Source organism: Shinella sp. WSC3-e, from assembly GCF_945994535.1.
GTDB classification, from domain to species: domain Bacteria; phylum Pseudomonadota; class Alphaproteobacteria; order Rhizobiales; family Rhizobiaceae; genus Shinella; species Shinella yambaruensis.
The window spans coordinates 423,045-446,927 of sequence record NZ_OZ000531.1 but is presented as its reverse complement, the minus strand read 5'-3'; the positions used below and the strand labels follow the sequence as shown (position 1 = coordinate 446,927).

The 23,883-nt window shown below is 67.1% G+C and carries 23 protein-coding genes; 14 read left to right on the top strand and 9 right to left on the bottom strand.

What is annotated here, in order from left to right:
• Positions 1–15 precede the first annotated feature (15 nt).
• Positions 16–747: a FadR/GntR family transcriptional regulator gene (locus tag AABF56_RS25255; RefSeq protein WP_272807689.1), complete on the bottom strand. Its 732-nt coding sequence runs from the start codon at positions 745–747 to the stop codon at positions 16–18.
• A gap of 176 nt (positions 748–923) precedes the next feature.
• On the opposite strand from AABF56_RS25255, the gene AABF56_RS25250 reads away from it, so the two are divergent.
• Both AABF56_RS25250 and AABF56_RS25245 read left to right on the top strand, forming a co-directional pair.
• Positions 924–1,673, top strand: a complete 750-nt coding sequence (locus AABF56_RS25250; protein ID WP_272807690.1) for an SDR family NAD(P)-dependent oxidoreductase — start codon at positions 924–926, stop codon at positions 1,671–1,673.
• Positions 1,666–2,409, top strand: a complete 744-nt coding sequence (locus AABF56_RS25245) for an SDR family oxidoreductase (RefSeq protein WP_272807691.1) — start codon at positions 1,666–1,668, stop codon at positions 2,407–2,409. The genes AABF56_RS25250 and AABF56_RS25245 overlap by 8 nt, the downstream gene beginning before the upstream one ends.
• A gap of 18 nt (positions 2,410–2,427) precedes the next feature.
• On the opposite strand, the gene AABF56_RS25240 is transcribed toward AABF56_RS25245, so the two are convergent.
• The 5 genes from AABF56_RS25240 to AABF56_RS25220 form a co-directional block, all read right to left on the bottom strand.
• Positions 2,428–3,219, bottom strand: a complete 792-nt coding sequence (locus AABF56_RS25240; protein ID WP_272807692.1) for a MurR/RpiR family transcriptional regulator — start codon at positions 3,217–3,219, stop codon at positions 2,428–2,430.
• 43 nt (positions 3,220–3,262) lie between these two features.
• Positions 3,263–4,120 carry an inositol monophosphatase family protein gene (locus tag AABF56_RS25235; RefSeq protein ID WP_272807693.1) on the bottom strand — a complete coding sequence of 286 codons (858 nt, stop codon included), beginning with the start codon at positions 4,118–4,120 and terminating at the stop codon, positions 3,263–3,265.
• Complete coding sequence (locus AABF56_RS25230) at positions 4,117–5,214, bottom strand: ABC transporter ATP-binding protein (RefSeq protein WP_272807694.1); 1,098 nt, start codon at positions 5,212–5,214, stop codon at positions 4,117–4,119. The genes AABF56_RS25235 and AABF56_RS25230 overlap by 4 nt, the downstream gene beginning before the upstream one ends.
• A 5-nt stretch (positions 5,215–5,219) precedes the next feature.
• Positions 5,220–6,902 carry an ABC transporter permease gene (locus AABF56_RS25225; RefSeq protein ID WP_244766329.1) on the bottom strand — a complete coding sequence of 561 codons (1,683 nt, stop codon included), beginning with the start codon at positions 6,900–6,902 and terminating at the stop codon, positions 5,220–5,222.
• A 166-nt stretch (positions 6,903–7,068) separates the two neighbouring features.
• Positions 7,069–8,088 (bottom strand): ABC transporter substrate-binding protein, encoded by a 1,020-nt coding sequence (locus AABF56_RS25220; protein WP_272807695.1) that lies wholly within the window; start codon positions 8,086–8,088, stop codon positions 7,069–7,071.
• Between the two features lie 380 nt (positions 8,089–8,468).
• Between AABF56_RS25220 and AABF56_RS25215 the strand changes: the two genes are divergently transcribed.
• From AABF56_RS25215 to AABF56_RS25195, 5 genes are all read left to right on the top strand, one after another.
• Complete coding sequence (locus AABF56_RS25215; protein WP_272808140.1) at positions 8,469–9,308, top strand: DMT family transporter; 840 nt, start codon at positions 8,469–8,471, stop codon at positions 9,306–9,308.
• Positions 9,309–9,492: 184 nt separating this feature from the next.
• The gene (locus tag AABF56_RS25210; protein ID WP_272807696.1) at positions 9,493–10,407 is read left to right on the top strand and encodes an ABC transporter permease; all 915 of its coding nucleotides are present in this window, start codon (positions 9,493–9,495) and stop codon (positions 10,405–10,407) included.
• Positions 10,408–10,416: 9 nt separating this feature from the next.
• Entirely contained in the window at positions 10,417–11,337 is a 921-nt protein-coding gene (locus AABF56_RS25205; RefSeq protein ID WP_398430904.1) for an ABC transporter permease, read from the top strand.
• Positions 11,330–12,964 carry an ABC transporter ATP-binding protein gene (locus AABF56_RS25200; protein WP_272807697.1) on the top strand — a complete coding sequence of 545 codons (1,635 nt, stop codon included), beginning with the start codon at positions 11,330–11,332 and terminating at the stop codon, positions 12,962–12,964. The genes AABF56_RS25205 and AABF56_RS25200 overlap by 8 nt, the downstream gene beginning before the upstream one ends.
• Positions 12,961–13,935 carry a 2-hydroxyacid dehydrogenase gene (locus AABF56_RS25195; protein WP_272807698.1) on the top strand — a complete coding sequence of 325 codons (975 nt, stop codon included), beginning with the start codon at positions 12,961–12,963 and terminating at the stop codon, positions 13,933–13,935. The genes AABF56_RS25200 and AABF56_RS25195 overlap by 4 nt, the downstream gene beginning before the upstream one ends.
• Here AABF56_RS25195 and AABF56_RS25190 read toward each other — a convergent pair.
• A complete protein-coding gene (locus AABF56_RS25190; protein WP_244766336.1) occupies positions 13,923–14,636 on the bottom strand; it encodes a GntR family transcriptional regulator in 714 nt (237 codons plus the stop codon). The two genes, AABF56_RS25195 and AABF56_RS25190, sit on opposite strands and share 13 nt — an antisense overlap.
• Positions 14,637–14,781: 145 nt before the next feature.
• Between AABF56_RS25190 and araD the strand changes: the two genes are divergently transcribed.
• The 7 genes from araD to greA all read left to right on the top strand — a co-directional run bounded on the left by araD (position 14,782) and on the right by greA (position 22,651).
• Positions 14,782–16,518 (top strand): L-arabinonate dehydratase, encoded by a 1,737-nt coding sequence (araD, locus tag AABF56_RS25185; protein WP_272807699.1) that lies wholly within the window; start codon positions 14,782–14,784, stop codon positions 16,516–16,518.
• A 93-nt stretch (positions 16,519–16,611) separates the two neighbouring features.
• Positions 16,612–17,322, top strand: a complete 711-nt coding sequence (locus AABF56_RS25180; protein ID WP_272807700.1) for a ribonuclease activity regulator RraA — start codon at positions 16,612–16,614, stop codon at positions 17,320–17,322.
• A 140-nt stretch (positions 17,323–17,462) separates the two neighbouring features.
• The gene (locus AABF56_RS25175) at positions 17,463–18,368 is read left to right on the top strand and encodes a 5-dehydro-4-deoxyglucarate dehydratase (RefSeq protein WP_244766339.1); all 906 of its coding nucleotides are present in this window, start codon (positions 17,463–17,465) and stop codon (positions 18,366–18,368) included.
• Positions 18,368–19,273 (top strand): dihydrodipicolinate synthase family protein, encoded by a 906-nt coding sequence (locus tag AABF56_RS25170; protein WP_272807701.1) that lies wholly within the window; start codon positions 18,368–18,370, stop codon positions 19,271–19,273. The genes AABF56_RS25175 and AABF56_RS25170 overlap by 1 nt, the downstream gene beginning before the upstream one ends.
• A 150-nt stretch (positions 19,274–19,423) precedes the next feature.
• Positions 19,424–20,944: an ABC transporter substrate-binding protein gene (locus AABF56_RS25165; RefSeq protein WP_272807702.1), complete on the top strand. Its 1,521-nt coding sequence runs from the start codon at positions 19,424–19,426 to the stop codon at positions 20,942–20,944.
• A 63-nt stretch (positions 20,945–21,007) separates the two neighbouring features.
• Entirely contained in the window at positions 21,008–22,063 is a 1,056-nt protein-coding gene (locus AABF56_RS25160) for an Ldh family oxidoreductase (RefSeq protein ID WP_272807703.1), read from the top strand.
• A 105-nt stretch (positions 22,064–22,168) separates the two neighbouring features.
• Positions 22,169–22,651: a transcription elongation factor GreA gene (gene greA, locus AABF56_RS25155; protein ID WP_272807704.1), complete on the top strand. Its 483-nt coding sequence runs from the start codon at positions 22,169–22,171 to the stop codon at positions 22,649–22,651.
• 4 nt (positions 22,652–22,655) lie between these two features.
• Here greA and AABF56_RS25150 read toward each other — a convergent pair whose 3' ends face one another.
• Together AABF56_RS25150 and AABF56_RS25145 are read right to left on the bottom strand one after the other, a co-directional pair.
• Positions 22,656–23,354, bottom strand: a complete 699-nt coding sequence (locus tag AABF56_RS25150; protein WP_272807705.1) for an LrgB family protein — start codon at positions 23,352–23,354, stop codon at positions 22,656–22,658.
• Entirely contained in the window at positions 23,347–23,721 is a 375-nt protein-coding gene (locus tag AABF56_RS25145; protein WP_244766345.1) for a CidA/LrgA family protein, read from the bottom strand. The genes AABF56_RS25150 and AABF56_RS25145 overlap by 8 nt, the downstream gene beginning before the upstream one ends.
• Between the last annotated feature and the right edge of the window lie 162 nt (positions 23,722–23,883).

The following is a 23,883-nucleotide window of genomic DNA, read 5'->3' as shown; positions in this document are numbered from 1 at the left end:
GCGTGCGCCGGCCCCTCAATCGTCCCATTCGCTGCCCGCCGGCTCGTCCAGGAGGGTGCGGTAGCGGTCCAGGCTTTCCTCCAGATGGGCGGCCAGCGCCTGCTTGGCGGCTTTCGGTTCGCCCTGGGTGATGGCGGCGAGGATGGCGGCGTGCTCGCGGTTGATCTTCTTCAGGTACGCCTTCGAGGCGGGGCCGGACTGGCGGTGCTTGAGAACCAGGTCGAGATTGATCTCGCCCATCACGGCCTCGAGGAAGCGCGGGAAATGCGGGTTGCGCGTCGCCTTGGCGATGGCGAGGTGGAACTCGAAATCGGCGTGTGCCTCGATCTCGGCATTGTTCGTGTCGAGCGTCTCGATATGGTCGAAGGCCCGGGCGATCTCGGCGAGGGCTTCCGGGGTGCGGCGCTGGGCGGCCAGCGCCACGGCCTGCATTTCGACGCCGAGCCGCAGTTCGAGGATCTGCATGGCCGAGCGGATGTCGTCGATGCGGCTGATCTCGAAGTTCAGCGCCCGCGCATCCTTCTCCGTGACATAGACGCCCGCGCCCTGCCGCGCGATGACGCGGCCGGCGACCTTGAGCGAGGCCAGTGCCTCGCGGATGACGGTGCGGGAGACGCCGAATTCCTCGCACAGCTGGGCGCTCGAAGGGATCTTCTCGCCGGGTGGATAGAGGCCCGAGTCGATCCGCTCGGCGAGCCTGGCGACGACGATCTCCGCGAGGTTGCCGCGCTGCGTGATGATCGACATGCCGATCCAGCCTTTCCCGGGTTTTCATTTATCACATATCATACACAGCCGGCTTCTCCAGAGGAAGGACGCCGGCGGGCGGCCTTCGGGAAGCAGCTTGCTTTTCGGCAAAGTTAGCATATAAGTGATAACATACCAATATGGCGTTGCCGCGAAAATCGCGGAGGAGATGGAGCATGCAGGACCAGTCTGTTGTCATCGTCGGCGGCGCTTCGGGGCTCGGTCTCGCCACGGCCCGGCTGATGGTGGAACGGGGCGCTGCGAAGATCGGCCTTATCGACCGCAACGAGGCGCTGCTCGCTTCCTCCGCGGCGGCGCTGTCCGCGATGGGCGCCGAGGTGGCGACCGCCGTTGCCGACATTTCCCGCGCCGAGACGGCCCATGGCGGGTTCGCCGCGGTTGCGGAAAAGCTCGGCCGCGTCCATGCCCTCGTCAACAGCGCCGCCATCTATCCGCGCAAGCCGATCCTCGACATCACGGACGAGGACTGGGACCTGGAGAACGCCATCAACATCAAGGGCACCTATCACATGATGGTGGCGGCGGTGCGCCACATGCGCCGTTTCGTGACCCTGCCGGAGGTGACCGGCCGCATCGTCAACGTCACCTCGGTCGATGCCTTCAAGGCGCATCCGCAGAACGCCCACTATGCCGCCACCAAGGCCGCGGTCGTCAGCCTCACCAAGTCCTTCGCCCAGGAATGTGCCAAGGACCAGATCCTCGTGAACTCGGTCGCGCCGGCCGGCTTTGCCACGGACCGCGCCAGGGAACTCGGCTTCCTGCCCGAGCTTGCCAGGGCAAGCGCGCTCGGCCGGGCGGCTGAACCGGTGGAAATGGCCGAGTGGATCGTCATGATGGCTTCCAGCCGCAACACCTATGCGACGGGCGAGAATGTCGTGGTCAGCGGGGGCTACATCTATGTCTGACGCAAATCGCGTCGCCGTCGTCACGGGGGCTACCAGCGGCATCGGCGAGGCCATCGTGCCGATGCTGCGGGGGCGGGGACTGGCGGTCTACGCCGTCGGCCGCAACGCGGCGGCGCTTGCCGGGCTGGCGGAACGCTGCGGGGCGATCCCCGTCGAGGCGGACGTGCGCGATACGGCGCGCATCGCCGAGGCGCTGGCGGGCGTCGCGGTCGACATCCTCGTCAACAATGCCGGCATCCTGTCGACCCGTGCGGCTTTCCAGGACATCGACCCCGCCGAGATCGACGCGATGATCGACGTCAATCTCAAGGCGCCGATGCACCTGACACGGGCCTTCCTGCCCGGCATGGTGGCGCGCAAGCGCGGCCATCTCCTCTATGTCGGTTCCAGCGGCGGCCAGGCGCCCTATCCGAACATGGGAGCCTATGGTGCCTCGAAGGCGGGTCTCAGCCTCTTTTGCGACAACCTGCGCTGCGACCTCCTCGGCACCGGCGTGCGGGTGAGCGAGGTCGTGCCCGGCCGCGTCCAGACGGCGCTCTACCGCACCTCGCTCCCCGGCGACCAGGCGAATGCCGTGCTCTATGACGGCTACCGGCCCATCCAGCCGGAAAACATCGCGCAGATTGTCCACGACGTGATCGCTCTGCCCGCCCATGTCGATGTCGCCCGCGTCGAGGTCTTCCCGACCGACCAGGCGACCGGCGGCGGCACGATGGTGAAGTTCGAGGCGCCCTGAAACCGCAAGGCGGCCGGCTCAGGCAGGCGGCCCGGCCTCCCGCTTGCGGGCGAGCAGGGCAAAGAGCACGTCGAGCATCACATACATCGGCGCGCGGCCCGTCGGCACGATGAGCGGACGGCCGGAGGCGCGGTAGGCGTTGAGATTGATGTTCTCCTCGGCGAGCGAGGCGACGACCGAGCCGCCGGGCGAGATCGACAGGATGCGCGCGCCGGCCTTCTTGGCGATCTCCATATTGGCGATCAGGTAGCTCGTGCGGCCGGAGAAGGAGAGCACGAAGAGCACGTCCTGCGCCGTCAGCCGCGGGGCGGAGACCATCTGCAGCGTCGGGTCGGCATAGGCGACGCTCGCTATGCCGAGCGAGGCGAGGCGGTGCTGTGCCTCGCCCGCCAGGAAGCCGGATCCGCCATAGCCGTAGACGTCGATGCGGCGGGCGCCGGCGAGCAGGTCCACGGCGCGCCGGAGCGAGTCGAGGTCGAGATCGTGCCGCGCCTCGCGCAGGGATTCCGCCGCGCGGTTGAAGACGTCGTCGACGAGGCCGGTGAAGGGATCCGCGCCGCTTTCCGCCGTGCTCGCCGGCGCCTGGCGCACGGCCAGCTGCTGGGCGAGCTTCAGCCGGAAATCCGGAAAGCCGTCGCAGTCGAGCCGCCGGCAGAAGCGGATGATCGACGGCTCGCTGACCTTGGCGATGCGTGCGGCATCGGTGATCGACCAGGTGATCGCCGTGCTCGGCGTGTCGAGGATCGCCTCGGCGATCCTGCGCTCGGCGGGCGTGAACTGCGACAGCGATTGCCTGATCAGGTCGAGCATGGAACCCTTTGTGCCGGCGGGACGATGGTCTTGCGGGTGACGGTCACAGTGTGCCGCCGGCCATCACCGCCGACAGGCAGGACGATTGATAGTCAAAACCGGCCTGCGCCACAACGAGCCTTTTGACCGATGCCAGCGCATCCTCGTTCGGCTCGATGCGCCGCCCCTCCGCGTCCGCGGCGACAACCTGCCCGCCGGCCGCCTCGACCAGCTGGATTCCGGCCGCGATGTCCCAGGCATTGAACTTCGATTCGTAGCAGACCGCCACGCGGCCGACGGCGACATAGGCAAGATGCAGCGCGCAGGAGCCGAGCCGGCGCACGGCGCGGAACGCGTTGACGAGGTCGGCATGGGCTTCCTGGGCGGCGCGGGAAGGGCGCTCGCCCTCGTAGGGCGCATTCGTCAGCACTTCCACCTCGCGGTCCGTGCGTCCGCGCAGGAAGGGTTTTATCGGCTCGCCGTTCAGCGTCAGCCGGCCGTGCGCGGCCATGAACAGCTCCTCGCGGACCGGATCGTAGACGACGCCGCAGACCGCCTTGCCGGCGTGATAGGCGGCGATCGAGACACAGAAGAAGGGCAGGCCCGAGGCGAAATTGCTGGTGCCGTCGATCGGGTCGATGATCCACGTCGTCTCGCCTTCGCCCTGCCAGCCGCCTTCCTCGCCGAGGATGCGCGAGGCCGGCAGGCGCGACCAGATCGTGTCGCACGCGGCCCGTTCCGCCGCCTTGTCCGAGGCGGTCACGATGTCGAAGAAGCCGGCCTTCTGCTGGGTCTGCAGGGTTTCCGGGCTGGCATTGACGAAGCCCCGGTGCGCGACGATGCCGGCGGCCAGTGCGGCTTCGCAGGCCACGGTCGCGATCATATCATGAAGATCCCCGGTGAGGGGCTGGTTGAGGGTCATGCGGCTTTTCCCATGCTGGCTGTTTCGGTTTCCGGCAGGATCCAGACCGGCCGGCTGTCGATGGAAAGGCGCAGCGTCTGGCCGACCTCGGCAACGCCCGTCCGGTAATAGTCGCTGTCGAGGAAGACGCATTCCTGGCCTTCGATCTCGGTAAGGTACTCGACATGGGCGCCCTGGAAGACCACGCGGCGCACCTTCGCCTCCATCGCGCCGTCGGGATCGACCCGGATATGCTCCGGCCGCACGACGCAGCGCACCGCCTCACCCGGCCTGAAGGCGCGGGGGCCGCGCGCCAGCGTGAAGGCGACCGTCGTGCTGATGCGCACGCGCACCGTTGTCTCGTCCACGGTCTCGACCGTGCCGCGGAGAATGTTCGCCTTGCCCATGAATTCGGCGACGAAGCCGGTGCCGGGGCGGGAATAGACGTTGAGCGGCGTGTCGTCCTGCTCGATGACGCCGCCGCGCATCACCACCACGCGGTCGGAGATCGCCATGGCCTCGCTCTGGTCGTGGGTGACATAGAGGCTGGTGATGCCGAGGCGCAGCTGGATGGCGCGCAGCTCGTCGCGCATGCGCTCACGCAGCTGCGCGTCGAGGTTGGAGAGCGGTTCGTCGAAGAGCAGCACCTTCGGCTGGGTGACGACGGCGCGGGCGAGCGCCACGCGCTGCTGCTGGCCGCCGGAGAGCCGTGCGGGCGCGCGGTCGGCATATTGCGCGAGCGCCATGGTCTCTAGGATGGAATCGACCCGGTCCTTCATCTCGCCCTTGGCCAGGGGCAGAAGGCGCACGCCGTATTCGACGTTCTCGCGCACCGTCATGTGCGGGAAGAGGGCGTAGCTCTGGAACACCATGCCGACATTGCGGGCGTTGACCGGCACGTTGGTGACATCGCGCCCGCCTATGGTGATCGTGCCGTCCGTCGGCGTCTCGAAGCCGGCGAGCATGCGCAGCGTCGTCGTCTTGCCGCAGCCGGAGGGGCCGAGCAGGGTGACGAGCGTGCCTTCCTCGATGGTGAGGTTCAGCCGGTCGACGGCGGTCGCGCCGGCAACGCCGGGAAAGCGCTTGGTGATGTTGGAGAAGATGACTTTCGACATGGGGCTTACCTCTTCGATGTCGAATTGAGAACGAGCTGCATGAGCGCCAGGATGGCGAGCACGACGAAGACGAGGATACTGCAATAGGCCGCCGCGACGCCGAGCTTCAGCGTTTCCACCTGCGACAGGATGGTGACGGTGATCAGCGTCCAGTTGGCCGAGACGAGGAAGATCACCGCCGACAGCGTCGTCAGCGAGCGTGTGAAGGCATAGGAGAGCGAGGTGAACAGCGCGGGCTTCAGGAGCGGCAGGGTGATCTGGAAGAAGGTCCGCGTGTTGGAGGCGCCGAGGATGGTGGAGGCTTCCTCGATGGACTTGTCGATCTGGCGCAGCTGGTTGGAGCCGGCCTCGATGCCGACCTGCAGGTTCTTCACGACCATGGCGGCAATGACGATGAAGGCGGTGCCGGTCAGGAGCAGCGGCGGGGCGTTGAAGGTGCTGACATAGCCGATGCCGAGGATGGTGCCGGGCGCCGCGAAGGAGAGGAGCGTGCCCCAGCGCAGCAGGAAGCTGCCCGGGAAGGCCTTGCGGATCAGGAGATAGGCGATCAGCATGCCGGCGATGGCGGTGACGGGCGTTGCGATGCCCGCGAGCAGCAGCGAGTTGCTGAGCGTGTGGAAGCCGGCGGTGAAGACGGTGACGTAGTGCGCCGTGGTCAGCGTGTTGTCGACGCCCGGCAGCCTGGTGAAGGAGACGTAGATCACCGTCAGGTAGAAGAGCAGGATGGCAAGCACGATGGCGTAGCAGGCGATGGTGAGCGGCACGACGACCGCGCCGGAAATGCGGATCGTCTGGGCGGAGGGCTTGCCCGTGACCGTGACATAGCTGCGCTTGCTCACCCAGTAGCGGTGGATGAGGAAGGCGGTCATCGAGGGCACCAGCATGAGGCTGGCGAGCAGCGCGCCGGCCTGCAGGTTGAAGTAGCCCACCATCTGCGAATAGGCCTCGACGGCAAGCGTGTTGAAATTGCCGCCGATCAGCATCGGATTGCCGAAATCCTCGACCGACTTCACGAAGACGAGCAGCGTGGAGGAGAGGATGGCCGGCGTCACCAGCGGCAGCGTGACGCGCGAAAAGGTCGTCCAGCGCGAGGCGCCGAGCGAGGCGGAGGCGTCCTCCAGCGCGCTGTCGATCGATTGCAGCATGCCGCGGATGTTGAGATAGGCGATGGGCGTGAAGGCAAGCGACTGGATCAGCACGAGGCTATGGAAGCCGTAGACATTGGCGTTGCGGATGCCGAGCAGTTCGCGGGTGATGAGGCCTGAGCGGCCGAACAGGATGACCACCGCCAGCGCCATGACGAAGGGCGGCGAGATGATCGGCAGGAGCGCCACGCCATGCACGAAGATCTTGCCCGGCATCGTGGTGCGTGTCGCGGAGAAGGCGAGCAGGAAGCCGGCGGCCGTGGCGATCAGCGCCGAGGTGGCGCCGAGCAGCAGCGTGTTGGCGAGCGATTCCCAGACGAAGGACTGCGACAGCGTGCTGATGAGGACGGCGATGTCGAAGCCGTGCTCGGTGACGACCGCCTGTTTCAGGACGGTGAAGATCGGCAGGGCGGCGAAGACCAGCACCGAAAGCGTGGTGACGGCGAAAATGCCGAACAGCCAGGGATCGACGACGATGTTGCGCAGGAAGGCCGGCGCTGCCGCCGTCCGCCCGGACGGCGTCGCTTGCGAGGCGAGGGTCATGATGGGGCTCCTTGAGCGGTCCGCGCGGAACCGCATGAAGACAAAGAGAGCGAGCCTTTCGCCTGCTGACAAGCCCCTTGCCAGGGGCTGCCCTTTCTCCCCGCCGGGAAGAAAGGGCAGCCGGCTGGGAGAGGGGAGGCGGCGGCCGGTCAGTGGTCGGGGTGGCTTACTTGGCGTCGGCCTTGTGGCGGACGTCGTTCTCGTAGCGCTCCAGCAGGCGCGCGCGGTTCTCGCCGGCCCAGGTGAAGTCGTAGTCGATCATCTTGACGTTCGACAGGTCGATCCTGGCATCCGGGTTCTTGTAGCCAGGCACGATCGGGCCGCGGAAGGTGGCGCCGATGGCGGCCTGGCCCTTTTCCGTCAGCACCCAGTCGAGGAAGGCGCTGGCGCCCTTGGCCTGCTCCTCCGGCGCATTGGCGATGGCCGCGGCGGCATTCACCTCGAAGCCGGTGCCTTCCTCCGGGAAGGAATAGCCGACCGGATAACCCTGGGCGAGCGCCGCCTCGATGTCCTGCGTATAGGCCATGGCGAGCGCGATCTCGTTGTTGGCGACCATGCGGGAGGGGGCGATGCCGGAGCGGGTGTACTGCACGACGTTCTTGTCGATCTCCTTCATAAGCGTGAAGGCCGGCTCCTCGCCGAGCAGCTGGACGGTCGAGGCGAGCGCGACATAGGCCGTGCCGGACGAGGCCGGATGGGCGAGCGCCACGCTGTCCTTGAAGGCCGGATCGGCGAAGGCCTTCCAGCTCGTCGGCGGCTTGGCGCCGATTTCGTCGAGCACCTGCTGGCTGTAGGCGAAGACGATGGGCGACAGCGAGATCGGCGTCCAGCGGGCTTCCTTGTCGGTGTAGCGCGGATCGACCTTGTCGATGCCAACGGCCTTGTGCGCGGCAAGCAGGCCCTCGCCGGCCGCCTGGATGAAGTTGTCCGCCGCGCCTGCCAGCCAGAGGCCGGCTTGCGGATTGGCCTTTTCGGCGCGGATGCGGGCGAGGATCTCGCCGGCGCCGATGCGCACGAACTGCGCCTCGATGCCGGTATCGTCCTTGAAGGCCTTCAGCACGGCGCCGCAATCGTCTTCCGACATCGGGCAATAGACGGTCATTTCCGCAGCATCGGCGCTACCGGCCGACAAGACGTGCGAGCACAGGACTACGAGCGCTGAGGCCAGCGCGAAACGGCGTGACATATCGATTTCCTCCAGGTGACGCCACGGCCTCCTGCAAAGACCGGTCGGGCCTTCGCGTCTCACCGCCGTGGGTGAGCATGGGTATAATGAAGAAATCTACATTTGTCAAAGAAAATGTAGATAAGCTACATTCGCTTCTCAACCGTGCCGCTGGTGCCCGTGGCGGCGGCTACGCCGCTGTGCGCGCTCTCGCCTTCGGTACTAATATTCTTATATTTTAGTATGGATCGCCGCATCGCCATGCCGTAAGTTCGCGCGCAGGAAGAGGGGCGTGCGCGGAGGAAGGTCATGGCGTTCCACATCATATCCGGGCCGGTCGCGGGCGGTTTTGCGTGAGGGCGGCGGTGCCGGGGCCGCGGGCAGGCGCGGCCGTGCTCATCATGGTGTGTGCGGCCGTGCTGGCCGGGCTCGACGCGGTGATCGTGCGCATGCTGGCGGGCGGCGTCCATCCGCTGATCATCGGGTTCTTCCGGGCGCTGTTCGGCCTTCTCGCCGTGCTGCCCTTCCTGTTGCGGCGGGTCGAGATCATGGCGTCCCCCTATCGCGCGCTGCACGTCGTGCGCGCGGGCCTGAAGTTCGCCTCGCTCGTCGCCCTGTTCATCGCCTTCGGGCATGCCCCGCTCGCCGATGCCACGGCGATCAACTTCACCATGCCGATCTTCCTCACGCTCGGCGCCTGGATCTTCCTCAAGGAGAAGGTCGCGCTGTCCGTGGTCTTCGGCGTGCTGGCCGGATTCATCGGCATCGTCATCATCATACGGCCCGGCGCCGGCGCGTTCGATCCCTGGCTGCTCTTTGCTCTTGCCGGCGCGATCCTGACGGCGATCAGCCAGCTGATCCTGCGGCGCATGGCGCTGCGTGACACGACCGATCGCCTCGTCGCCTGGAACCTGCTGGCGATGGCACCGCTGGGCCTTCTCGCCGCCCTTCCGGTCTGGGCGGCGCCGAGCCCGGCGCAGATCGGCCTGCTGGCGTTGCAGGGTGGGCTGGGGGCGCTCAACATGGCGCTCATCACGCGCGCCTTCGCTATGGCGAGCGCGTCGTTCCTCGCCCCGCTCGATTTCCTGCGCCTGCCGGTCGTGGCGGCGCTCGCCTTCCTGTTCTTCGGCGAGATCGCGCCGGTGGCGACGTGGATCGGTGCCGCGATCATCTTCGGCGCAGCGCTCCTGGCGGCCGGCGGGGCGCGGTGGCGGCGTCACCGCGCCGAGGGCGGCGACTGATTTCGCCGAACGTGAAAAAAAGGTTCACAAAAATCTCAGATGTACTAATATATTACTTACGGTGGGTTCAGGCGACGTGCCGTCGATTGGTCCGCAGGGGCCTGCAGGAGCCGGGAGGGCGGCCTCCTGCAAGACGGCCGCGCGCAGGACCGGACCCATGAAATTCTCGCTCGGGAGGAGTGGCATGAAATCATTCATCGGCAAGCGGGCCATTGCCAGCGGTGTTTCGCTGGTGGGGCTCGTCGTCCTTGTGTTCTTCCTGTCGAGGCTGACGGGAGACCCCACCGACCTTTACCTGCCGCTCGATGCGTCCGTGGAGATGCGCGAGCAGTTCCGCCAGATGCACGGTTTCAACGATCCGCTGATCGTGCAGTTCGGCCGCTATGTCGCCGATCTCGTGCAGCTTGACTTCGGCCATTCGCTGCGCCAGGCGCGGCCGGCGATGGAGGTGGTGCTGGAGGCCTTCTCCTGGACGCTCCGGCTCGCCGTCATCACCATGAGCTGCGTGACGGTGGCGGCGATCGTCATCGGGTCGCTCGCCGCCTTCCGCGTCGGCGGCATCTTCGACCGGATCGCCACCTTCTTCTCGCTGATCGGCGCCTCCGCCCCGGATTTCTGGCTCGCCATCGTCGCCATCGTCATCTTCGCGGTCAACCTGCACTGGCTGCCGACCTCGGGAACGGGGACGGCGCTGCACTGGATCCTGCCGGTCAGCGTGCTCTTCATCCGCCCCTTCGGCCTGATCCTGCAGGTGGTGCGCGGCTCGATGATCAACGTGCTCTCCTCGGCCTATGTGAAGACCGCTCGGGCGAAAGGCGTGCGCACGCCGCGCATCATCTTCGTGCACGGCCTGCGCAACGCCATGCTGCCGGTCATCACCGTGATCGGCGACCAGGCGGCGGCGATCCTCAACGGCGCCGTCGTGGTCGAGACGGTCTTCGGCTTTCCCGGCATCGGCAAGCTGATGATCGATTCCATCCTGCTGCGCGATTTCGCCGTTGTGCTCGCCGTGATCATGGTCTCCGCGCTGGCGATCTTCCTCATGAACCTCCTGATCGACCTCGCCTATGCGCTGCTCGATCCCCGTATCCGGTATTGAGCGATGACCATGACCGACACGCAAACTCTCTCCGGACGAAAGCCGGGCGGTGCGCTGGCCCGCTGGTTCTCCATGCTGTGGGCGGACAAGTTCGCCTTCTTCGCGGCGCTCTTCCTGCTGCTGGCGCTGCTCTGTGCGCTCTTCGGCCCCCTCCTCCTGGAGGCGGTCGCCACGAAGCAGAACCTGCGCGGGCGCAACGCGCCGCCCTTCGACCTGGCGCGCGGCTGGATCTACATTCTCGGCGCCGACGCGCTCGGCCGGCCGCTGCTGGCCCGCATCGTCGTGGCGGCGCAGAACACGATGCTCGTCGCGGGCGCGGCGGTGCTGGCCTCCTCGCTCGTCGGCGGCACGCTGGGGCTGGTGGCCGGCTACAGCCGGCGATCCGCCAGCCAGTGGATCATGCGGCTCGGCGACGTCATCATGTCCTTTCCCTCGCTGCTGCTCGCCGTCATCGTGCTCTACATGCTCGAGCCCTCCGTCGCCAACATCGTGCTGGTGCTCGCCGTCACGCGCATCCCGATCTACCTGCGCACGACGCGCGCCGAGGTGCTGGAGGTGCGCGAGCGCATGTTCGTGCAGGCCGCGACCGTGATGGGCGCCTCGCACCGGCGCATCGTCTTCCGTCATATCCTGCCGGTGATCCTGCCGACGCTGGTGACGATCGCGACGCTGGATTTCGCCTTCGTCATGCTGGCCGAATCCTCGCTCTCCTTCCTCGGCATCGGCATCCAGGCGCCGGAGATCACCTGGGGCCTCATGGTCAGCCAGGGGCGGCCCTATCTCACCAATGCCTGGTGGCTGTCCTTCTGGCCGGGCCTTGCGATCATCCTGACGACCCTGTCGCTCAATCTTCTTTCGAACTGGATGCGCATCGCGCTCGATCCGACGCAGCGCTGGCGCCTTGAAATGGGAGGCCGCAGGAATGGCTGAACACCTGCTGGAGGTCCGCGGCCTGTCGGTCGAGTTCCACACCGCTGCCGGCACGGTCAATGCCGTGCAGGACGTCAGCTGGCATCTCGATCGCGGCGAGACGCTGGCCATCCTCGGCGAAAGCGGCTCGGGCAAGTCCGTCTCCGCCTCGGCGATCATGAACCTCATCGACATGCCGCCCGGCAGGATCACCGCCGGCACCATTCTCTTCAACGGAAGGGACATGCTGGCCATGGATGCCGAAGAACGCCGGGCGATCAACGGTGCGAAGATCGCCATGATCTTCCAGGATCCGCTCGCCCATCTCAATCCCGTCTATGCCGTCGGCTGGCAGATCTGCGAGATGATGACGACGCACGGCACCCCCGGGGCGGAGGCGCGACGGCGCGCGCTGGACCTCCTCGAGCGCGTCGGCATCCCGCAGCCGGAAGCGGCCATGCGCAAATATCCGTTCCAGTTCTCCGGCGGCCAGCGGCAGCGGCTGATGATCGCCATGGCGCTCGCCTGCAAGCCGGACATCCTCATCGCAGACGAGCCGACCACGGCCCTCGACGTGACGGTGCAGGCCCAGGTGCTGGAGCTTCTGAAGGCGTTGCAGCAGGAGACCGGCATGGGCCTCCTCCTCATCACGCATGACCTCGGCGTCGTGGCCGAGATCGCCGACCGGGTCGTGGTGATGAACGGCGGCTCCATCGTGGAGACCGGCAAGGCCGCGGCCGTCTACCAGAACCCGCAGCATCCCTATACGCGCAAGCTGATCGACGCGGCGCCCGGGAAGGGGGCGATGCCCGAGGGGCGCGAGCGCCGGGGCGAACCGCTCGTCAAGGCGGTCGGCCTGCACAAGCACTACGGCCTCTTCCATGCGCTCAAGGGCATCGACCTTGCGATCATGCCCGGCGAGACGGTCGCCGTGGTGGGGGAGAGCGGCTCGGGCAAGTCAACACTCGCCCGCGCCATGCTGCGGCTCGACGATCCCGACGGGGGAGAGATCTTCTATCGGTGCAGGGACCTTCTGGCGATGACCCCGCGCGAATTGTTCGGGCTGCGGCGCGACCTGCAGATGGTGTTCCAGGATCCCACGCAATCGCTCAATCCGCGCATGACGGTGTTCCAGCTCATCTCCGAGGCCTGGGTGATCCATCCGGATATCCTGCCGAAGGCGCGCTGGAAGGAGAAGGTCGCCGAACTGCTGGTCAAGGTCGGGCTGAAGCCGGACATGGCCGGCCGTTATCCGCACCAGTTTTCCGGCGGCCAGCGGCAGCGCATCGCCATTGCCCGGGCGCTGGCGATGGAGCCGAAGCTGATCGTCTGCGACGAGGCGGTGTCCGCCCTCGACGTGTCGATCCAGGCGCAGGTCATCGCGCTGCTCGACGGGCTCCGGCGCGAATTCGGCCTCTCCTACCTGTTCATCGCCCATGACCTGCCGGTCGTGCGCGATTTCGCCGACCGCGTCATCGTCATGAAGGCCGGCGAGATCGTCGAGGAAGGCCCGGTGCGGCAGATCTTCGATGCCCCGCAGCATCCCTATACGCGTGCGCTGCTCGCCGCGAGCCTCGATCCGGATCCCGATATCCAGGCCGCCCGCCGCGCCGCCCGAAACCTCGAAGAAGGACGTGTCACCGCATGAAGCCCGATGTTCTGGTTGCCTATCCGCTCCGCCCGCGCCAGATGGCCCTGCTCGAAGAGGCCTATACGGTGCACCGCCTCGATCTCCTGAAGGGCGATGACCGCGAGGCGATGCTGGCGGAAGCCGGCCCGCGCTGCACCGCCATGGTGGTCAACGGCCATGTGGCGATCGACGACGCGTTCCTGGCGCGGCTGCCGGCCCTGAAGCTCGCCGCCTGCTCCTCCGCCGGCTACGACCAGATGGACGTCGCAGCGATGACCCGGCGCGGCGTCACCCTCACCAACACCTCCGACGTGCTGCTCGACGATGTCGCCGACATGGCGCTGCTCCTGATGCTGGCCGCCCGGCGCCGGCTCGTTGTCGGCGACCGCTATGTCCGCTCGGGCGACTGGGGGCGGCAGGGCATGATGCCGCTGACGACGTCGACCGCCGGGAAGAGGGCGGGCATCGTCGGGCTCGGCCGGATCGGCCTTGCCATCGCCCGGCGCTGCGAGGCCGTCGGGCTGACCATCGGCTACTACGGCCGGTCGCGGAAGACCGGCAACGACTATGCCTATTTCGACGATCCGGTGAAGCTGGCCGAATGGGCCGACATCCTGCTGGTCTCAACGCCCGGCGGGGCGGAAACCGAGGGGCTGATCTCGGCCTCGGTGCTCGACGCCCTCGGCCCGGCCGGCAGCCTCGTCAACATCGCGCGCGGCTCGGTGGTGGACGAGCCGGCGCTGATCCGCGCGCTCAGCGAGGGGAGGATCGCCTCGGCCGGGCTGGATGTCTATTACAACGAGCCCAATCCGGACCCGGCCTTCGCCGCGCTCGACAATGTCGTGCTCTACCCGCATCACGCCAGCGGCACGGAAGAGACGCGCGACCGCATGGCACAGCTCGTCATCGACAACCTTGCGGCCTTCTTCGCCGGAAAGCCGCTCCTGACGCCGGTGAACGGAGCAAAGGCAGCGCGTCAGGCGAAGTAGTGCGGAAACTCGTTGCGCAGCTCCTCGACCTTGGCGACGGTGCGGCTGAGATGATCGCGGATGGCGGCGATGGCGGCATGCTCGTCGCCGGCCGCGATCGCCTCGACGATCGCGCGGTGGCCCTCGAGGATGTTCACCACCTTGCCCTTCTCCGGAAGGTGCAGGCGGCGGATGCGCTCCAGATGCCCAGAGCGCTCGCGGATCAACTGGTGCAGGCCGCTGCGCTTGACGCCGGCAAACAGCGTCTGGTGGAACAGCTCGTCCAGTTCCTGGAAGATGACCATCTGCTCGGGATCGTCGGCGACGGCCTCCTGCATCTTGATGATGGAGCGGGCCCGCGTGACGGTGGAGGGATCCGGCTCCTGCGCCAGGCGGCGGCAGACCTCGGTCTCCAGCGCCACGCGCAGGAAATGCGCCTCGTAGATCTGCGGCACGTCGATGCGCGTCACGACGGTGCGCGACTGCGGATAGATGCGCACGAGGCCCTCCTGCTTGAGGAGCTGCATCGCCTCGCGGATGGGGGTCTGGCTGACCTCGTAGGTCTCGGTCAGCTCGGTGCGCGACAGCGTGGTGTCCGGCGGCAGCTGGATCGTGATGATGCGTTTGCGCAGGTCGTCGTAGACGCGCTGCACGGTGCTTCCCGCGATGGCGGGGAAACCGGGTGACGAAAGGCCGAACGTCTGGGCAAGCGATGTGGTCATCGTGGTGGTCCTTTTTCCCGCAGTGTTATCCGGCGTGCCGCTCATACACAAGAATAGAAATATAGATGTTGATATAGATGTAAAACTAAAATATTAGTATCGATGTTGAAGCGCAGCCGGGAGGCGGCTGCGGAAGGAGACGGAAATGGCCGGGAGGAAGACCTACGAAGAGCTGCGTTCGGCCCGCTGGATGATGCCGGACGATCAGCGGTCGTTCGGGCACCGGTCGCGGACGATGCAGATGGGCTACGCGCCGGAGGACTGGCAGGGCAAGCCGATCATCGCGATCATCAACACCTGGTCGGACGCCCAGCCCTGCCACATGCATTTCCGCGAGCGGGCCGAATGGGTGAAGCGCGGCATCCTGCAGGCGGGCGGCTTTCCGATGGAGCTGCCGGCATTGTCGCTCTCTGAGAATTTCGTCAAGCCGACGACCATGCTCTACCGCAACCTCCTTGCCATGGAGACCGAGGAGCTGCTGCGCTCCCACCCGATCGACGGCGCGGTGCTGATGGGCGGCTGCGACAAGACCACGCCCGCTTTGGTTATGGGCGCGGTCTCCATGGGCGTCCCCTTCATCTACCTGCCGGCCGGCCCCATGCTGCGCGGCAACTATGCCGGCAAGACGCTGGGCTCCGGCACGGACGGCTTCAAATATTGGGACGAGCGCCGGGCCGGGACGATCTCCAGGGAGGAGTGGCAGGGCATCGAGGGCGGCATCGCCCGCAGCTACGGCCATTGCATGACCATGGGCACGGCCTCCACCATGACGGCGATCGCCGAGGCGATGGGGTTGACGCTGCCGGGTGCCTCCTCGATCCCGGCCGCCGATGCCAACCACCAGCGCATGTCGGCCGCCTGCGGCCGGCGCATCGTCGACATGGTCTGGGAAGACCTGACGCCGGACCGGATCATCACGCCCGCCGCGGTGAACAATGCCGTCACGGTGGCGATGGCGACGGGCTGTTCGACCAATGCCATCATCCACCTTATCGCCATGGCCCGCCGGGCGGGCGTTCCGCTGGAGCTGGACGATCTCGACCGCATCGGCCGCACGACGCCGGTGATCGCCAATATCCGCCCGTCGGGCTCGACCTATCTCATGGAGGATTTCTTCTATGCCGGGGGCCTGCGCGCGCTGATGAAGCAGCTCGGCGACAAGCTCGACCCGACCGCGATCACCGTGACCGGCCAGCCGCTGGTCGAGGGGCTCGATGCCGTTAAGGTCTGGAACGACGACGTGATCCGGCCGCTCTCCGATCCGGTCTACCACGAGGGGTCGCTGGCCGTGTTGAAGGGCAATCTCGCGCCCGATGGCGCGGTCATCAAGCCGGCGGCCTGCGATCCCAGGTTCCACCGTCACCGTGGCCCGGCGCTCGTGGCCGACAGTTACCCCGACCTGAAGGCGATCATCGACGATCCGGACTACCCGCTGACGCCGGAGACGGTGCTCGTCCTGCGCAATGCCGGGCCGCAGGGCGGGCCCGGCATGCCGGAATGGGGCATGATCCCGATGCCCAAGGCGCTCCTGAAGCTCGGCCTGCGCGACATGGTGCGCCTGTCGGATGCGCGCATGTCGGGCACGAGTTTCGGCGCCTGCGTGCTGCATGTCTCGCCCGAGGCCTTCGTCGGCGGCCCGCTCGCGCTGCTGAGGACCGGCGACATCGTCGAGCTCGACATCCCGGCGCGCAGCCTCAACATGCTCGTTCCCGAGGCGGAGCTTGCCGCGCGCCGCGCGGCCTGGCGACCGCCGGAGCCCCGTTACGAGCGCGGCTACGGCTTCATGTTCACCCGGCATATCGAGCAGGCCGACAAGGGCTGCGACTTCGATTTCCTGCGCACCGAATTCGGCGGCAAGACGCCGGAACCGGTCATCAACTGACGAGGCGCGCCATGCCCGGTGGGCTGCGGCCTTGCCGGCAGGGCGCGTGACTGGACTGTTGAAACCCGCCGTTTCGGCGATTGAGGAGGACAGATGAAACCCGAAACCCATGAGAAGCTGCAGGGCGTTTCCGTCGCGACCCTGTGCTCGGCGCTCTACAAGCGCGGCCTCCGGAACCAGACGATCCAGGATGTGCGCCCCGTCCGCGCCAAGGGGCGCAACATGGTCGGGCCGGCCTTCACGCTGCGCTACATGCCGGCCCGCGAGGATCGCAATCCGATGTCCGTCTTCCGCGATCCCAAACATCCCCAGCGCCTCGCCATCGAGACCTGCCCCGAGGGGCATGTGCTCGTCATGGACAGCCGCAAGGATCCGCGCGCGGCCTCGGCCGGCGACATCCTGATCACGCGGCTGATGGCGCGCGGCGGGGCAGGGGTGGTGACCGACGGCGGTTTTCGCGATTCCATGGTGATCGGCGCGCTCGACATCCCCGCTTACCACAATCGGCCCTCCAGCCCGACGAACCTGACGCTGCACGAGGCGATCGACATCAACGTGCCGATCGGCTGCGGCGATGTCGCGGTCTTCCCCGGCGACGTGGTGGTCGGCGATGACGACAGCGTCATCGTCATCCCGGCGGAGATCGCCGACGAGATCGCCGACGAGGCTGTCGAGATGACCGCCTACGAGGACTTCGTCGTCGAGCGGGTGAAGGCGGGGCACACGATCATCGGGCTCTACCCGGCGACCGACGAGGCCAATCTCGCGCTCTTTGCCGATTGGCGGGCGGCGAACGGCCGCTAGGCCCTCCGCCCTCAAGGCACGACAGCATAACAAGGCCGGGGTGTCCGTTCCGGCCGAGAGGACGCGCGCGCCCGGCACGGCCATCGGAATTTCCCGCCGCTCTTCCGGAAGAGCGGCGCAACCGAACTGAGGAGAATAGCATGATCCACCCGACCGACCTGCGCGAGATCATTCGCAACGGCCTCCTGTCCTTCCCGGTCACGCCCTTCGATGCCGAGGACAATTTTGCGGCGAAACCCTTTGCTGCGCATCTCGAATGGCTTTCGTCCTACCCGGTGGCGGGCCTCATCGTCGCGGGCGGCACGGGTGAGCTCTTCTCGCTGGCGCCGGGCGAGGTGGTCGAGGTCGTGAAGACGGCACGCATGGTGGCGGGGGATGCGCCCGTCATCGCCGGCTGCGGCTACGGCACGCGGATCGCCTGCGACATGGCGCGCGAGATCGAAGCGGCCGGCGGCGACGGCATCCTGCTTTTGCCGCACTACCTCACCGAAGCGCCGCCGGAGGGCATTGCCGCCCGCATCCGCGCCGTGTGCAAGGCGACCCGCATGGCCGTCATCGTCTACAACCGCGGCCAGGCCCGCGTTTCCGCCGAGCAACTGGCGAAACTGGCCGAGGAATGCCCCAACCTCATCGGCTTCAAGGACGGCACGGGCGACATAGACACCGTCCGGCGGGTGACGGTGATGCTCGGCGATCGCCTGTCCTATATCGGCGGCATGCCGACGCACGAGCTCTTCGCCCAGGCCTATCGCGGCGCCGGCATGCCGACCTATTCCTCGGCGGTCTTCAATTTCGTTCCCGAGACGGCCCTGAGGTTCCACGGGGCCTTTCTTGCCGGCGACGATGCGACCTGCGAGCAGATGCTGCGCGGCTTCTACTATCCCTTCGCCCGGATCCGGGACCGCAAGAGCGGCTATGCCGTCTCCGCCGTCAAGGCGGGCGTGCGTCTGCGCGGCTTCGATGCCGGCCCGGTGCGCGCGCCGCTGACGGACCTTTCCGAGGAGGAGATCGCGATGATGCGCGACCTCATCGCGTCGGCAAAATGATGGCGGGTGATCTGAGAAAGGCGCTGGGCGGCATTTCCGGCATCCTCGTCACCCCGTTCGATGCCGAGGACCGGATCGCGCCGGACCGCTTGCGCCCGATCCTCGACCGGGCGCTCGCCGCGGGCCTGCATGTGCCCGTGGTGAACGGCAATACCGGCGAGTTCTACGCCCTGACCGTCGAGGAGGCCGAGGCGATGACCATCGCGGTCTGTGGGCTCGTCGACGGCCGCGCGCCTGTTGTCGCCGGCGTGGGACGGTCGGTGAAGGACGCCTGCCGGCTGGCGACCGCGGCCCGCCGCGCCGGCGCGGCGGGCCTCATGGTGCACCAGCCGCCCGATCCCTTCGCCGCCCCGCGCGGCGTCGTGGACTATGTCGAGCGGGTGGCGGAGGCCGGCGCGGGACTGCCTCTGGTGCTTTATCTGCGCAACGACGCCATCGGCACCGCGGCCATCGCCCGGCTCTGCGCCATTCCCGGCGTCATCGGGGTGAAATGGGCGACGCCGAACCCGCTGAAGCTCGCCGAGGCGATCGCGGCCTGCGATCCCGGCATCCTCTGGGTGGGCGGGCTCGCCGAGGTCTGGGCGCCGGCGCTCTATGCCGTCGGCGCGCGGGGCTTCACCTCCGGCCTCATCAACATCTGGCCGGAGCGCTCCATCGCCATCCATGCGGCGCTCGAAACCGGCGACTATGCCGCCGCGCGCGGCCTGATCGCGGATATGGCGCCTTTCGAGGCGGTTCGCGCCATGGAGCTGAACGGGGCCAATGTCACCGGCGTGAAGGCGGCGCTTGCGGCGATGGGCTGCGACTGCGGCTCGACGCGCCCGCCCGCGGCCTGGCCGCTTTCGTCCGACCAGCAGGCCATCCTGCGGCAGTTCCTCGTCGCAAACCGACTCATCCAAGCTTGAAATAGGAGGTAAACTGGAATATTAGTGTGCATGTGCATTAGTTGATCCGCAATTCGGAGGGGAATTGCCCGGATCACCATCGCGACCCACAGGTCTGGATTTCATCAAAGAAAAGAGGCGTCCTGCCGGATGCCGAGGGAGGAGACCGAAATGAAACGCCGCATGGCAGCTGTCTGTTTTTCCACCACGATGCTGGCGCTGGGCGCCGGCCACGCCACCGCGCAGGACGCGAACAGGAACGTGACGATCGTGCTTGCCGAAACCGTCGACGTGGTCGAGCCCTGCATGGCGGCCCGCCAGGATGTCGGCCGCGTCATTTCCGAGAATGTCAACGAGATGCTCGTCGAGTTCGACTATGTGAATGGCGGGCTGAAGCCGCGCCTTGCCACGGAATGGTCGCAGGTCGACGCAGATACCTGGGAATTCAAGCTTCGGCCGGGCGTCAAGTGGCACGACGGCAAGGACTTCACGGCCAAGGATGTGCAGTTCACCATCGAGCGCAACAAGAATCCCAAATTCAGCTGCGAGGTGGGCGGCAAGTATTTCGGCGGCACCGAATTCAGCTTCGAGAGCCCCGATGCTCATACGATCCGCATCACCACCAAGCCGGCACAGCCGATCCTTCCGCTGCTGATGACCGTCATGCCGGTCGAATCCGCCGAGGCGACGCCGGCCGACGAATTCACCCGCAACCCCGTCGGCACCGGCGCCTATGTCTTCGACAAGTGGGAGGTCGGCCAGTCGATCGTCCTCAAGCGCAACCCGAACTACTGGGGCGAGCAGCCCGCCGTGGAGCAGGCCACCTATCTGTTCCGCTCCGACAGTGCCGTGGCGGCGGCCATGGTCGAGGCCGGCGAGGCGGATATCGTGCCGTCCGTCGCCTTGCAGGATGCCACGAACAAGGAAACGGACTTCGCCTATCCGAATTCCGAGACGACGTCCCTGCGCATCGACACGCGCGAGGCGCCGCTTGACGACCGGCGCATCCGCGAGGCGATGAACCTTGCCATCGACCGGCAGGCCATGCTCGGAACGCTGTTCCCCCAGCAGGCGCAGATCGCCACCCAGCTCGTCGTGCCGACGACCATCGGCTACAATGCCGACATCCCCGTCTGGCCCTATGATCCCGAAAAGGCCAGGAAGCTGGTCGAGGAGGCGAAGGCCGACGGCGTACCGGTCGACAAGGTGGTCCGCATCATCGGCCGCAATGGCCAGTATCCGAACGCCACCGAGGCGATGGAAGCCATCATGGCGATGCTCCAGGAGGTCGGCCTCAACGTGAAGCTCGACATGTACGACGTGTCGGTCTGGAACAACTACTTCGTCTCGCCCTATGTGGCCGATTCCGGCCCGACGCTGACCCAGTCGCAGCATGACAACGCCACCGGCGACCCGGTCTTCACCGCCTTCGTCAAATATGCCTCGACGGGCGCGCATTCGATGGTGCGGGATCCGGCCGTGGATGCGCTGATCGAAAAGGCGACGACGGCGACGGGCGACGAGCGCACCAAGCTGTGGAAGGAGCTGTTCGCCAAGGTGAACGCGGAGATCATCGCCGATATCCCGATGTTCCACATGGTCGGCTTCACCCGCGTCTCGCCCCGGCTGGATTTCAAGCCGACGATCGCGACGAATTCCGAGCTCCAGCTCTCCCAGATCAAGTTCAAGTAAGCCTGTCGTGCGGGCCGGTCCGACCGGCCCGCATCGTCTGCCAAGCGATGGATGGATAGCCCGATGCCCCATGTCGACCACCGTGCCCTGACCGCTTTCGTCGAACGCATGCTGGCCAAGGCCGGCATGGAGGCCGACAAGGCCGAAGCCACCGCCGCCATCCTCGTCGAAGGGGACATGATCGGCCATGACACGCACGGGGTGGGCCTGCTGCACTGGTATCTCGAGGCGCTCGAGGACGGATCGCTGGCCAAGGCCGGCCGCTACGATGTGGTGGCCGACCGGGGCAGCACCTTCGTCTGGGACGGCAATCTGCTGCCGGGCGCCTGGCTGCTGACCAGGGCGCTCGACCAGGCCTGCGAACGCGTCGCCGATCATGGCATCGTCGCGGCGGCCATCCGCAACTGCCACCATACCTGTGCGCTGTCGGCCTTCATGCGCCGCGTGACCGAGCGCGGCTATATCGTGCAGATCTCCGTTTCCAATCCGGGCGCGTCGCGCGTCGCGCCCTATGGCGGCACCCGGCCGCTGCTGACGCCCAATCCGACGGCGGCGGGCTATCCGACGTCCGGCGATCCGATTCTGATCGACGTCTCCTGCTCGATCACGACGACCACGATGACGCAGACGCTCGCCAAGCGCGGCGAGGACTTTCCGGAGGACTGGGGCCTGACGGCCGCGGGAGAGCCGACCCGCGACCCGCGCGACATCACCGAGCGCGGCGGCTCCATGATGCCGCTCGGCGGCGTGGCCAAGGGGCACAAGGGCTTCGGCCTCGCCCTCATGGTCGATCTCATGGGGCAGGGCCTTTCCGGCAAGGGCCGGGCGAACACGGCGCCCGGCACCTTCGCGCAGAGCGCCTTCCTGCAGGTGATGGATCCGGCCTTCTTCGCCGGGCTCGACGCCTTCACCACCCAGGCGGACTGGACGGCCGCCGCCTGCCGGGACAATCCGCCGGCCCCTTGGAACGACGGTCCCGTGCGCATGCCTGGCGACAGCGCGGCCCGCAAGCGGCAGGCGGCGCTGTCGGGCGGCGTTCCCGTCGGCGATGCGGTCTGGGCGAAGCTCGCCCGGAATGCGGAGCGGCTGGGCGTCGCGATGCCGGCGCCGAACGCCTGACCGCCGGCGCTCCGCCGCCGAGGAATTGACCCGTCCTTTCGCGATGGGATACGGTTACCGTTCCCGCGGGCCATGGGCCCGCCGCGCCAGGAATGGAGTTCGAGCGTGAGCGTTGCCTTCATGAAGGAAGAAAGCGCCGAGACGGCAGCGGAAACCCTGCTGCCCGAACGGGCGATTTCCCCGCACCCGAACCTCGTCACGGAGGCCGGGCTGAAGGCGCTGGAGGCGCAGCTTCAGGAGGCCCGCGAGGCCTATGCGGCGGCGAATGCCATCGAGGACGTCAACGAGCGCCGGCGGCAGGCGGCCGGCCCCGGGCGGGATCTGCGTTATCTCGCCGAGAGGGTCCGCACCGCCGAGCTTGTTGCCGCCCCGGCTTCGAACGATGTCGTTTCCTTCGGCAGCACCGTCACCTTCAGCCGCGACGACGGGCGGGTGCAGACCTATCGCATCGTCGGCGAGGACGAAGCCGACCCCAAGGCCGGCTCGATCTCCTATGTGGCGCCGGTGGCCCGCATTCTCATGGGCAAGGCCGTCGGCGATCTCGTGACCGTCGGCGAGCAGGAGATCGAGATCATCGCCATCGCGTGAGCGGTCACAGGAAGAGATGCACGATGAGCGACGTGAGCACCGCGTTCAGCCCCATCGCGATTCCCGAAAACAGGCCTGCGACCGGATCCACGGAATAGGCGCGCGCCGTGCCGATGCCGTGCGAGGCGAGGCCCACGGCAAAGCCGCGCGCGCTGTAGTCCTTGATGCGCATGGCGTTCATCATCGGCGTCACGACGATCGCGCCGCAGATGCCGGTGAGGACGACGACGGCCGCGGTGAGGGCCGGGTCACCCGCAAGGCCCGACGAAATGGCCATGGCGACCGCCGCGGTCGTGGATTTCGGGGCGAGCGAGGCGACGACCTCGGGCGTGAAGCCGAACAGCCGGCTGAAGAATACAGTCGAGCCGACCGCCGTGAGGCTACCGACGAAGAGGGCGGCGAGCAGCGGCAGGAGGTTGCTCTTCACCAGCGACAGTTTCTCGTAGAGCGGGATGCCGAGCGCCACGGTCGCCGGGCCCAGCAGGAAGTGGATGAACTGCGCGCCCTCGAAATAGGCGGCGTAGTCGATCCCGCCGACGCAGAGCACGGTCGCGATCGCGGCGATGGAGAAGAGGATCGGGTTCAGCAGGGGATTTCCCGGGCTGAGCCCGGCAAGGCCGGTGGCGGCCAGCCAGACGGCCAGCGTGGCGGCGAGCCAGAGCAGGGGCGAGGTGGCGAGATAGACCCAGAGCCCGTCAGTCATCGGCATAGCCTCCGGAAAGCCGCTTCACCAGGATGAAGACCCAGACGGTGACGGCGAGCGTGATGACGGTCGAGAGCAGCACGATGGCGAGCAGCGCCAGGCCGCGGTCGCGGATGAGGTCGAGGTGCTGGATGATGCCGACCCCGGCCGGCACGAAGAGGATGCCGAGATTGGCGAGGATCGCCCTGGAGGTGTCGAGCGTCTGCCGGTGGGCGGATTCGAGGAGCGGTTTGCCGCCGGTCAGCGTGAGGACCACGGCGATCATCGCCATGCCGATGACCGGCCCCGGCACGAAGCCGCCGAGAAAATAGGCGGTCACTTCGCCGATCAACTGGAAAACAAGCAAGATCGTAATTCCGACGAGCATCTGCGCACTCCCTGCCCTGGCCTCGATAGGTCCATTCTCGATCCGGACGAGCGGCAAGGCGCGGCTGTCGGAACGCACGGCCTCGGGCCGTCGCCTGCGAGGATTAAAGGCCTTTTGCCTGTAAATCCATCGCCGTGGCCGGATCGGAGGCCGCGCGGCACT

Excerpts from the sequence above, each read along its gene's own strand:
- AABF56_RS25255 (WP_272807689.1), bottom strand. The coding sequence starts at position 747 with ATGTCGATCATCACGCAGCGCGGCAACCTCGCGGAGATCGTCGTCGCC.
- AABF56_RS25250 (WP_272807690.1), top strand. The coding sequence starts at position 924 with ATGCAGGACCAGTCTGTTGTCATCGTCGGCGGCGCTTCGGGGCTCGGT.
- AABF56_RS25245 (WP_272807691.1), top strand. The coding sequence starts at position 1,666 with ATGTCTGACGCAAATCGCGTCGCCGTCGTCACGGGGGCTACCAGCGGC.
- AABF56_RS25240 (WP_272807692.1), bottom strand. The coding sequence starts at position 3,219 with ATGCTCGACCTGATCAGGCAATCGCTGTCGCAGTTCACGCCCGCCGAG.
- AABF56_RS25235 (WP_272807693.1), bottom strand. The coding sequence starts at position 4,120 with ATGACCCTCAACCAGCCCCTCACCGGGGATCTTCATGATATGATCGCG.
- AABF56_RS25230 (WP_272807694.1), bottom strand. The coding sequence starts at position 5,214 with ATGTCGAAAGTCATCTTCTCCAACATCACCAAGCGCTTTCCCGGCGTT.
- AABF56_RS25225 (WP_244766329.1), bottom strand. The coding sequence starts at position 6,902 with ATGACCCTCGCCTCGCAAGCGACGCCGTCCGGGCGGACGGCGGCAGCG.
- AABF56_RS25220 (WP_272807695.1), bottom strand. The coding sequence starts at position 8,088 with ATGTCACGCCGTTTCGCGCTGGCCTCAGCGCTCGTAGTCCTGTGCTCG.
- AABF56_RS25215 (WP_272808140.1), top strand. The coding sequence starts at position 8,469 with ATGGTGTGTGCGGCCGTGCTGGCCGGGCTCGACGCGGTGATCGTGCGC.
- AABF56_RS25210 (WP_272807696.1), top strand. The coding sequence starts at position 9,493 with ATGAAATCATTCATCGGCAAGCGGGCCATTGCCAGCGGTGTTTCGCTG.
- AABF56_RS25205 (WP_398430904.1), top strand. The coding sequence starts at position 10,417 with ATGACCGACACGCAAACTCTCTCCGGACGAAAGCCGGGCGGTGCGCTG.
- AABF56_RS25200 (WP_272807697.1), top strand. The coding sequence starts at position 11,330 with ATGGCTGAACACCTGCTGGAGGTCCGCGGCCTGTCGGTCGAGTTCCAC.
- AABF56_RS25195 (WP_272807698.1), top strand. The coding sequence starts at position 12,961 with ATGAAGCCCGATGTTCTGGTTGCCTATCCGCTCCGCCCGCGCCAGATG.
- AABF56_RS25190 (WP_244766336.1), bottom strand. The coding sequence starts at position 14,636 with ATGACCACATCGCTTGCCCAGACGTTCGGCCTTTCGTCACCCGGTTTC.
- araD (WP_272807699.1), top strand. The coding sequence starts at position 14,782 with ATGGCCGGGAGGAAGACCTACGAAGAGCTGCGTTCGGCCCGCTGGATG.
- AABF56_RS25180 (WP_272807700.1), top strand. The coding sequence starts at position 16,612 with ATGAAACCCGAAACCCATGAGAAGCTGCAGGGCGTTTCCGTCGCGACC.
- AABF56_RS25175 (WP_244766339.1), top strand. The coding sequence starts at position 17,463 with ATGATCCACCCGACCGACCTGCGCGAGATCATTCGCAACGGCCTCCTG.
- AABF56_RS25170 (WP_272807701.1), top strand. The coding sequence starts at position 18,368 with ATGGCGGGTGATCTGAGAAAGGCGCTGGGCGGCATTTCCGGCATCCTC.
- AABF56_RS25165 (WP_272807702.1), top strand. The coding sequence starts at position 19,424 with ATGAAACGCCGCATGGCAGCTGTCTGTTTTTCCACCACGATGCTGGCG.
- AABF56_RS25160 (WP_272807703.1), top strand. The coding sequence starts at position 21,008 with ATGCCCCATGTCGACCACCGTGCCCTGACCGCTTTCGTCGAACGCATG.
- AABF56_RS25150 (WP_272807705.1), bottom strand. The coding sequence starts at position 23,354 with ATGACTGACGGGCTCTGGGTCTATCTCGCCACCTCGCCCCTGCTCTGG.
- AABF56_RS25145 (WP_244766345.1), bottom strand. The coding sequence starts at position 23,721 with ATGCTCGTCGGAATTACGATCTTGCTTGTTTTCCAGTTGATCGGCGAA.